The organism is Bradyrhizobium sp. CCBAU 11361 (assembly GCF_028128935.1).
Classification (GTDB): Bacteria; Pseudomonadota; Alphaproteobacteria; order Rhizobiales; family Xanthobacteraceae; genus Bradyrhizobium; species Bradyrhizobium niftali.
In genome coordinates, this window is sequence record NZ_LBJZ01000173.1 from 90,886 (window position 1) to 99,732 (window position 8,847).

10 protein-coding genes are annotated in these 8,847 nt (G+C 63.3%); 6 read left to right on the forward strand and 4 right to left on the reverse strand.

What is annotated here, in order from left to right; translation table 11 throughout:
- Positions 1–5: 5 nt before the first annotated feature.
- Complete coding sequence (locus XI08_RS19790) at positions 6–2,618, reverse strand: autotransporter outer membrane beta-barrel domain-containing protein (RefSeq protein ID WP_271575646.1); 2,613 nt, start codon at positions 2,616–2,618, stop codon at positions 6–8.
- 170 nt (positions 2,619–2,788) lie between these two features.
- Between XI08_RS19790 and XI08_RS19795 the strand changes: the two genes are divergently transcribed.
- From XI08_RS19795 to XI08_RS19805, 3 genes are all read left to right on the forward strand, one after another.
- On the forward strand, positions 2,789–2,917 hold the full coding sequence (locus XI08_RS19795) for a hypothetical protein (RefSeq protein WP_271575647.1): 129 nt from the start codon (positions 2,789–2,791) through the stop codon (positions 2,915–2,917).
- The gene (locus tag XI08_RS19800; RefSeq protein WP_271575648.1) at positions 2,904–3,887 is read left to right on the forward strand and encodes a helix-turn-helix transcriptional regulator; all 984 of its coding nucleotides are present in this window, start codon (positions 2,904–2,906) and stop codon (positions 3,885–3,887) included. The genes XI08_RS19795 and XI08_RS19800 overlap by 14 nt, the downstream gene beginning before the upstream one ends.
- 210 nt (positions 3,888–4,097) lie before the next feature.
- On the forward strand, positions 4,098–4,448 hold the full coding sequence (locus XI08_RS19805; RefSeq protein ID WP_271575649.1) for a hypothetical protein: 351 nt from the start codon (positions 4,098–4,100) through the stop codon (positions 4,446–4,448).
- 58 nt (positions 4,449–4,506) lie between these two features.
- On the opposite strand, the gene XI08_RS19810 is transcribed toward XI08_RS19805, so the two are convergent.
- Positions 4,507–5,337, reverse strand: a complete 831-nt coding sequence (locus tag XI08_RS19810; protein WP_271575650.1) for an adenylate/guanylate cyclase domain-containing protein — start codon at positions 5,335–5,337, stop codon at positions 4,507–4,509.
- A gap of 164 nt (positions 5,338–5,501) precedes the next feature.
- Between XI08_RS19810 and XI08_RS19815 the strand changes: the two genes are divergently transcribed.
- Positions 5,502–5,723: a hypothetical protein gene (locus XI08_RS19815; RefSeq protein WP_271575651.1), complete on the forward strand. Its 222-nt coding sequence runs from the start codon at positions 5,502–5,504 to the stop codon at positions 5,721–5,723.
- Between the two features lie 91 nt (positions 5,724–5,814).
- On the opposite strand, the gene XI08_RS19820 is transcribed toward XI08_RS19815, so the two are convergent.
- Together XI08_RS19820 and XI08_RS19825 are read right to left on the reverse strand one after the other, a co-directional pair.
- Complete coding sequence (locus XI08_RS19820) at positions 5,815–6,282, reverse strand: YbaK/EbsC family protein (RefSeq protein WP_271575652.1); 468 nt, start codon at positions 6,280–6,282, stop codon at positions 5,815–5,817.
- A 41-nt stretch (positions 6,283–6,323) separates the two neighbouring features.
- The gene (locus XI08_RS19825; protein WP_271575653.1) at positions 6,324–7,055 is read right to left on the reverse strand and encodes a haloacid dehalogenase type II; all 732 of its coding nucleotides are present in this window, start codon (positions 7,053–7,055) and stop codon (positions 6,324–6,326) included.
- 537 nt (positions 7,056–7,592) lie between these two features.
- On the opposite strand from XI08_RS19825, the gene XI08_RS19830 reads away from it, so the two are divergent.
- On the forward strand, positions 7,593–8,189 hold the full coding sequence (locus XI08_RS19830) for a superoxide dismutase (protein ID WP_027548195.1): 597 nt from the start codon (positions 7,593–7,595) through the stop codon (positions 8,187–8,189).
- A gap of 71 nt (positions 8,190–8,260) precedes the next feature.
- A partial coding sequence (locus tag XI08_RS19835; protein ID WP_271575654.1) for a family 16 glycoside hydrolase occupies positions 8,261–8,847 on the forward strand: 587 nt, incomplete at its 3' end.

An 8,847-nucleotide genomic window follows, 5' to 3' on the forward strand; every position in this document is an offset into this window, starting at 1 on the left:
CCGGCTCAGAATTCGCTGCGGACCGTGCCCCGCAGGGTGTGCCGGTCGAGACCCGGTGCGAACGCGCCCTCATAGGAGGCCTTGAACGACGTCGCGGCAGTGAGATCCCACCGGATCTCGGCACCGGTGAGTGCCGCCGTGCGGGCCCGTCCGACGCCCGTGATCGCGATCGGAATGCCCGGCGCGCCGTCGAAGGCCGCGGTCATGGATGGCGCATTGCCGGAAAACTCGTGGCGTATGGCAAGTGTCGCGCCGAACTGCGCCGCGCGACCGTTCGGCATCATGGTGTCGTAAAGCGCCCGCAGACCGGCCGTGCCATAGGCGGTGTCGAAGCCGCCGGCCCGCACCAGCTGATTCACGCCGGGTGCGCCGGTCTCGGAAAAGCCGTTTTGGCGCGTCGCATACCAGTCGGCCTTGGCGAACGGCTCGGCTGTCACACCCCGTCCGACGTCGAACGGCCGCGCGATTCCGAGCGATGCGGCAAAGGTGTGGGTATGCGAGGAGCCGGTCGCGGTTTCTCCCAGGAACGAGATCGTGCGCGAGGATTCGAGCGCCGCGAAGGAATAGCTGATCGCGGATGCGAGATTGAATCCGCCGCTCTCGCCACGCGCGTAGAAGCCGCCATGACCGGCATTGGCCTCGATGCTGTCGGCGCGGCCCGCCGTCCGCAGCTTGCCGGTCGAGGCGCCGACCGCAAGACCTGCGGTGAAGCCCGTCGTGCGCCACAGATCGACGCCGAGCGCGGCGCCGGCGACACTTGCATTTGTTCCGAAGGCGATGTCGGTCGCCGCCACCTTGTCCCAATTGCCGTAGCCGCCAAACCATACGCTCTGCGCGGGCGCGGCGCGGCGCGCGCCGAGCGCCTTGCCGATCGGGTCGGCCGGCTCCGCGGCGTAGGAGGACACCGACATGCGCAGGGTCTCGCCGTGCGATTGCGTACCGGCGTTCCACATGAATCCCTGGAATGCATCGGCCTGGTCGGTGCTAAAGCGGCGGCCATCGGCGTGAATTTGCCCGGCGAGATCGTCGAGACCTGCCTTGATGCCCGATGCATTGAGCACGGCGAGCGTGTTGATCGCGGTCCCGAGTGGTCCCGACGCGCCGCCGGACTGCGCCTGATCCAGCGCGCCGGCTACCGCGGCCTGGTTCGGTGTCAGGCCCGACAGCGTGCCGAAGCCGCCGATCTGTTGCAGAAGGAAGTAGACATTGTTGGCGTCGTAGCTGAGCTGCCCCGAAACCAGCGGGCTGCCCGAGGTCGTGAGCGTCGCGAAAGTGCCGTTGACGCCGCCGGTCGCGGTGAGGATCGTGTATTGGGTGTTGGCGAGAAAGCCCGCGCCGAGCGGCACGATCTGCACCGTGCCGCCATTGAGGGTTGCGGTGCCGGTTGCGGCGATCTTGTCGGACTGGCCGCCGGCATTGATCTCGACCTGGAAGGTCGAGCCGGCATTGAAGGTGACATTGCCGCTGACATTGAGAGTCCCGATCGAATTGCCTGTTGCGACCGTGCCGCCATTGTTGACGACGATGCCGCCGACCGTGCCGGTGCCGCCGAGATAGCCGCCGTTGACGGTAACCACCGAAGGCAAGGTGCCGTTCACGATCAGGCCGCCTGCGTCCACCGTCGTCGCGCCATTGAAGGCGGTGGTGCCGGTCAGCGTCCAGACCGAGGAGCCGACCTTGGCGAGCTGCTCGAACTCGAGATATTGCACACCGCCGCCAAGAGTGCCGAGGTCGAACGTGGCGCTGCCATTGCCGCCGAATCTCAGCGTGTCGGTACCGGTGCCCCCGAACACAAACCCGGTGATCGTCGAGCCGGGGGCGAGGGTGAGCACGTCATCGCCCCCGAACAGGTCGATCGCTCCGCTGCCGCCGCCCGAGATGGTTCCGGAATTGAGGATAGTGTCGGTGCCGGAAGAGCCCTGGATGGCGATGAAGAAGCCGCCGGAGATCGTGCCGGCATTGATGAGGGTGTTGCCGCCGGCAATGAATTGCACGCCGGTATGGCCGCCACCGATGGATCCGCCCTGATAAACAGTGACGACATTGGCGTTCCCGCCTATTCGGAGGCCCGTCGTGTTTGCTCCGGTGCCGACTGCCGTCCCGCGAATGTTGACGAGATTACCGTTCGAATTGTCGATGACGATCGCCGCTTCGGCGTTGCCCGTACCTTCCGCGATCCCGCCGGCCGCGATCGTCACATTGTTGTTGTTCGAGCCGTTGGACAGGAGGACGGCTCCGCTATAGGTGGAGACCGTGGCCTGGTTATTTATGGTCACATTCGAATTCGACGTGCTGTCGTAAACGATCGCGGGAATTCCGGCGCCGGGCAGGAGTGACGTCAACGTACCATCGCCGATATTGACCGTGACGTTGCTGCCGCCTGTGGCGTTGATGTGGTTGGTGTTGCCGGGGCCGGTGCAGGTCGCAACGTCACCCGAATTGAGCGCGCCGATGACGCCGGTGCCGGCCACGGTGCAGGCTGCGAACGCCAGATCGGGTACCAGCGAGAGCAGTCCCCCGAGCATGATCGGCGCCAGCGCTGTAGTGACGAGCAGCCTGTTGCGCAGGACGGTCGCCGTCACGGCGTCTTGCGCGCGGGTCTGTATTCCAATCGGCATCGACAATTCCCTTGTAGCAGTCTCCGAACTGCTAGCGGGAACGGCGCGGCGCTTCTTGGAGCCATGCGAAACGCATTATGGCTGAAGGCGCAAGGACGCCGGTTTGCGCCGGCCTGTTGCGGCGATGCCACGCACGGCCGGGCCAGCGGCGCGGCGCGTTGACGCAGCAAATGGACAGAGGTGCAAAGCTCGATGGCCCGGCGCGCAACCTTGTGTGCGGCGCGTTGCGCGCAGCCGCCAACGCGATATTGGTATTCCGCTACACCAGCCTGGAGACGCGCGCCTATGGCGGCCGATGACCAATCGATCCATGGCGCGCCGCGCCTCGGCTATGCCGGCGAGCCGCATGGGCCTGCCTATGAGATGTGGCGGGAGGAGTTTTGCCGCCGCGTAATGGCAGCCGATCTTTCGCCTTTGTCCGACGGCTCTTTTCACTGCGACGTCAAAGCGCTGATGTTGCCGCAGGCAACTATATCCTCCTGCAGCGGCACGCCGATCAGATTTATGACGCTCAACGCCAGCGACAATCTGGCATTGCTGATGGCGCCGGATTCGCCGTTGCACGCCGTCATGGGCCGTCGCGCGCTCGAAGTCGCGCCGCTGGGCATTAGCCTCATCGACGCCTCGATCAAGGGCGCATTCGTCTCGCAGCTCGAGGAGGGCGGCAACAAGGCAGCTTTGTTCGACCGCAAGACGCTGCTGTCTTATTGCCCCGATGCCGAAGACAGCGTGGCGCGACCGCTCGATCACAACCCCGCGCTCACTGCGCTGCTGCATCGATATTACGACTTCGCGGTTCAGCACGCCCCGGGACTCGATGCACTGGCGCAGCACGCCGTTTCGCAACACCTGATGGATTTGATGGTGCTGGTGCTCGGCGGCAGGCGCGACGCCACCGAACAGGCGAAAGAGCGCGGCTTCGCAGCGGCTCGGCTGGAAGCCATCAAGGCCGACATTGTGGCGCGGCTCGGCGAAGGCGTCCTCACGCTTGCAGACCTCGCGCGGCGCCATCGCGCCAGCCCTCGCACCATTCAATTGCTGTTCGAGCGCAGCGGCGTCACGTTCTCGGAGTTCGTGCTGGAGCAGCGGCTATTGCGGGCGGCACGGCTGCTGCGCGATCCGAGGCACCGGGCGGCCAAGGTCAGCGACATCGCCCATCTCTCCGGCTTCAACGACGTCTCATATTTTCACCGGACATTTCGGCGCCGTTTCGGCATGACGCCGCTGGACGCGAAAGCGCGGCACGCGGAAACGGGCGACAAGCCGTAGTCGGAAGGACGTTTTTGGTCCGTCCTTGATCTCGTGGCGCAAACGGCGGCGCGCGAGGTTGCGTCGCCGCAGCGCGGCCAATCGCAGCGGTGAAGATCGGCAAAATCGAACAAGGTTCCAACGCCGCTTTCACATTTTTTTGTTGGTCCAGAACCAGCTCGCGTCTCATTGATTGAAGAGAATTCGAGGGAATCGAGAAGGAATCGAGACATGCGAACAGAGCGGATTGCGCTGGGTGTGGCGCTCGCGATTGGCGGCATCGTCGCGCAAGGCGCAGCATTCGCCGAAGAATATCGCGGAACCATGGAACAGCAGATGGCCTGCACACCCGATGTGTGGCGCCTGTGCAGCGACCAGATTCCGGATGTGAGCCGCATCACAGCCTGCTTGCAGCAGAACACGCCGCAACTCTCCAGCGGCTGCCGTGCGGTGTTCCAGTCCAACAACCAGATGCCGCCGCAACAGCAGGCCCCGCGAGGGCGGGCCGCGCCGCCACCGCGCTACAATGCTGTGCCGCCACCTCCGCCGGCGCAGCCGCGGCCTTACGATGACGACGACTAGCGCTCTCTGGCGCATGGTATGCAGCGGTAGGCGCGAAGATGCGGTCGTGCCGCCTCGTTCAGCGCTCTCCCTTGCGGTCCGATTCAGGTCGATCTCGAAGCGCCGTCCGCAGGACGACAGCGAAGAGAATGGCTGCGACTGGCCAATGGAACCAGATCTTATGGCTGGTGAAAACGTTGATCAGAATCAGAAAGGCCGAGACCGTGAGGGCTGCTGCAATCGGGCGGGGCAGCTTCGCTAGCCAATCCAACACGACTTGCGTCCACGAGGATGGCTCGTGCCTGTCGCCAGTCCGCGGAGCACGAGCTGTCTCTCGGGGAGTTGGGCGTTCCTCGATCGGGAAGCTCCCTTGTCCGGCGGTCCGGCCGCCCAGGGTCAACCGATAGCTGGTCAGGGGCGCAATGTTCTTCATGGGGCGCTGGCCGAGGCAGTCGAAGCCAACGGATAATTTGTTGTGCACCTGATCGTAGACGGAGCTCGAGATCACGACGCCGCCGGGTTCTGCGAGTTCTTGCAGCCGCGAGGCGATATTGACCCCGTCGCCATAGATGTCGGAGCCGTCCACCATCACATCGCCGAGGTTGATGCCGATGCGAAACCGCATCGGGCTCGCATCAGGCGGGTCCGAATTCTGATTGGAAATTTCCTGCTGAATCTCGACCGCGCATTGCACGGCCTCGACGACGCTGGCGAACTCGGCGATCACGGCATCGCCCCAGGTATTCACGATGCGGCCGTCGTGACGCTCGACCAATCGCGCAATGGCCGTGCGGTAGCGGCGGAGCGTATCCAGCGTTCCGGTCTCGTCTGCTTCCATGAGACGAGAATAGCCGTACACGTCAGCGCACAGCACGGTGGTCAGTCGTCGTTTCACCTTGTCGTCGGTCATGGTTCCTACATTAGCCTCCCTGACCGGCAAATGCATCAGGCGTCACATCTGGCGCCATCGCGGTTCAGCGACCGGCCGTCCCGTCCCGAAACCGTCATAACCGTGCAACAAATTGCCGTCAGCCAAGTTGATTGTGGTCGGAAGCTGTGGATCGGAGGAATGTCATGTCCATGACCAAAATTCCTGCCGCACTTTTCGTGATTGGCGCGATATTGCTCGGCGTACCTGCAATGGCTGCTCCCGCCACTCCTTTGTCCGGCGCCGCCAAGTCGATGGTGCAGGAGAGCGACCTGGTGCAAGCGCGTTTCGGCTGGGCGCACTGGCGCTGGGGCCATTCGCATCGTATAGGCTATCGCTGCCGTCCCTATTGCGGCTGGGGCGGCTAACTTCGGACCTGTCGCCACATAAGCATTGTTGGCTCATCGCTTCAGTTGGCGCTACCGCTAACAGCGCTATCAAAGTGTACACGTGCCCGAGTTACGGCCTGTGCTCGCAGACATCGACCCATTCGGCCGCGGTGAGCTCGGCCATCCGCTCCGGCGTAATGCGCACGGCGCTGTGGGTCGAGCCTGCCGCCGGCACCACGACGTCGAATGCCTTCAGCGACACGTCGCAATAGACCGGCAGCGGCGATTTCAGTCCGAACGGGCAGACGCCGCCGACCTCGTGACCGGTGATCTCTGCGACCTCTTCCAGTCCCAGCATCTTCGGCTTGCCGCCGAATTGCGCCTTCACCTTCTTGTTGTCCATCCGCGAGGTGCCGGCCGCTACGATCAGGATCACGCGCTCGCCGATCCGCAAGGACAGCGTCTTGGCGATCCGGCCGGGCTCGACACCATAGGCTTCGGCGGCCAGCGTCACGGTCGCGGAGCTGATCGGGGATTCGATGACGGAGATGTCGGGGGCATTCTCGGCGAAGAAGGCGCGAACGGATTGCAGGCTCATTCCAGTTAGCTCATTCCAAACTCATGGGCGGGCGGCGATGCTTAGGCGATCCTTAGCAGCTCGGAGAGCGCGCGGACGCGGTGGTCCGGCGCAAAGCCAAGCTCGTCCATCTGGGTGCGGATCGCCTTGAACATCGTCAGCGGTGCCACGAGTTCGGCCTCGACGCAAGCCAGCGCCATCGCCTCGGGTGTCACCCGTTCGATCCAGGCGACGTTCAGTCCGAACGATTTTGCGCCGGCGACGTCCCAGGGATTGGAGGACACGAACAGAACCTCGTCTGGCTTGGTGCCGAGCACCTCGCCGATCAGCGCATAGGCCTCCGGGCTCGGCTTGTAGACCTTCCTGGCATCGACGCTGATGGTGGCATCGAGCAGGCGGTCGAGACCGGAGTTGCGCACGAGCGCATCGAGCATCTCCGGGCTGCCATTGGAGAGGATGGCGAGTTTTCGCGGCCTCAAGGCTGCGAGCGCGCTCGTCGCGTCCGGATAGAGGTCGAGATGCAGATATTTCCCGATCACGCGCTCGAATGCCTCGCTCTGATAGGCGAGCCCGAGCATGCGCAGCGTATAGGCCAGCGAGTCGCGCGTCACAGTGGCAAAGTCCTGGTAGCGCCGCATCAGCGAGCGCAACCAGGTGTATTCGAGTTGCTTGATCCGCCAGACCTGCGTGATGATCTCGCCATAGCCCGGAAACGCGTCTTCGGTGGTCTCCGCGACCGACTGGATGTCGTAGAGCGTTCCGTAGGCGTCGAAGACGACGGCTTTGATTCTCATTGGCTCGCTCCTTCGGGATCCCTTGCGGAAGCCGCACGGACAATACCGAAACGGCCCGGTGCGCGACAAGGTCGGAACCTTCTTCAAGAAATCGTCACCCCGTCGACCTCGCGCAGCAGATTGACACTGCCGCCGGCAGGCGTTTAATTCGGGGCACGGGGATTTGCGATCTCCCCGCGAGGCGACATGCCCAAGTATCGCGTCCTGGTCACCAAGGACGCCGCATGTCTTCTTTCATCTCGATCTCATCACAGAAATTGTCCCGTCAATTGGTGCCGCCAGCGCGCCGGCCCTCGTCGATGTTCGTATCGGCGAGGACCGCGCGGTCTATTTGCGCACGCGACAAGACGGCGAGCACCAAGAGCTAGCGAGCACACGGGGCCCGTTGGGGACGACGATCAAGTGGAGGACTCCATGACCACGAATACCGACCGCCGAGACTTCATCAGGGGCGTAGGGGCCGCCGCGGCATCGACCGCAATACTCGCGGGGACGCAAGTCCTTGCGCAAGCCAATCAGCCAACAGGAGCCAAGCCAATGACATACCAGCCCAAGCCGATGCCGTTCGATCCGAAATCCATTGCCGGCATCTCGGAGAAGGTGCTCGTCAGCCACTACGAGAACAACTATGTCGGCGCCGTAAAGCGACTCAACGCGATCGGAACGCAACTCGCCGAGCTCGACTTCGCGAAAGCTCCGAACTTCGTCATCAACGGCCTGAAGCGCGAGGAACTCGTCGCGTCAAACTCGATGATTCTCCATGAAATCTATTTCGACGGGCTCGGCGGTGCCGGCAAGCCGAGCACAGCACTTGCCGACGCGATCGCGCGCGATTTCGGCAGCATGGAGCGGTGGCGCGCGGAGTTCTCCGCCATGGGCAAGGCCGAAGGCGGCGGTTCCGGCTGGGTGATTCTGTCCTACTCGCCGCGCGACAAGCGGCTGGTCAATCAGTGGGCCGCCGACCACACGACGACGCTGGCCGGCGGACGTCCCGTGCTCGTGCTCGATATGTATGAGCACGCCTATCACATGGATTATGGCGCCGCGGCCGCGAAGTATGTCGACATCTACATGGAAGCGATCAAATGGGACAACGCTGCAGCACTGTACGATCAATACAGGCGGGAAGCTTAGGCGTCGTGCAAAGACTGAGCGTAGCGCTCCTGGGGGCGGCGTTGTTCCTATTGTCGGTGGAAGGAAACGCGATGGCAGAAACTGTAAATTTTGACAATGCAGCAACCGGCGCAGCGCCCGAAGGCTGGACTCTGACGATGACGGGTCGTGGCCGACCCAAATGGACGGTCGAGCTGGAGTCGACGGCGCCAAGCAAGCCGAACGTCTTGAAACAATCCGGTCAGGCGACGTTTCCAGTGGCGCTCAGGAACGGCACCAGCATCCGAGATGGGTTCGTCGAGGTCAAGTTCAAGGCGATCGCAGGCTCCGAGGATCGTGCGGCCGGTATTGTCTGGCGCGCAAGGGATGCCGACAATTACTATGTCGTGCGGGCCAACGCGCTTGAAGACAATGTCGTACTCTACAAGACGATCAAGGGTGTTCGCAGCGCGCTCGATATCGTCGGCCGGAAAGGCGGCTATGGCGTCAAGGTGTCGGTGCCATCAGGTCAATGGCACTCCCTGCGTTGCGAATTCGCGGGAAAGCTATTCAAGGTAACGTATGACGGCAAGCCGATGTTCGAGGTCGAGGACGAATCGATCAGGGACGCCGGCATGATCGGCTTGTGGACCAAGGCCGACAGTGTCACCGTATTCGACGACCTGACATACGGTGCGCT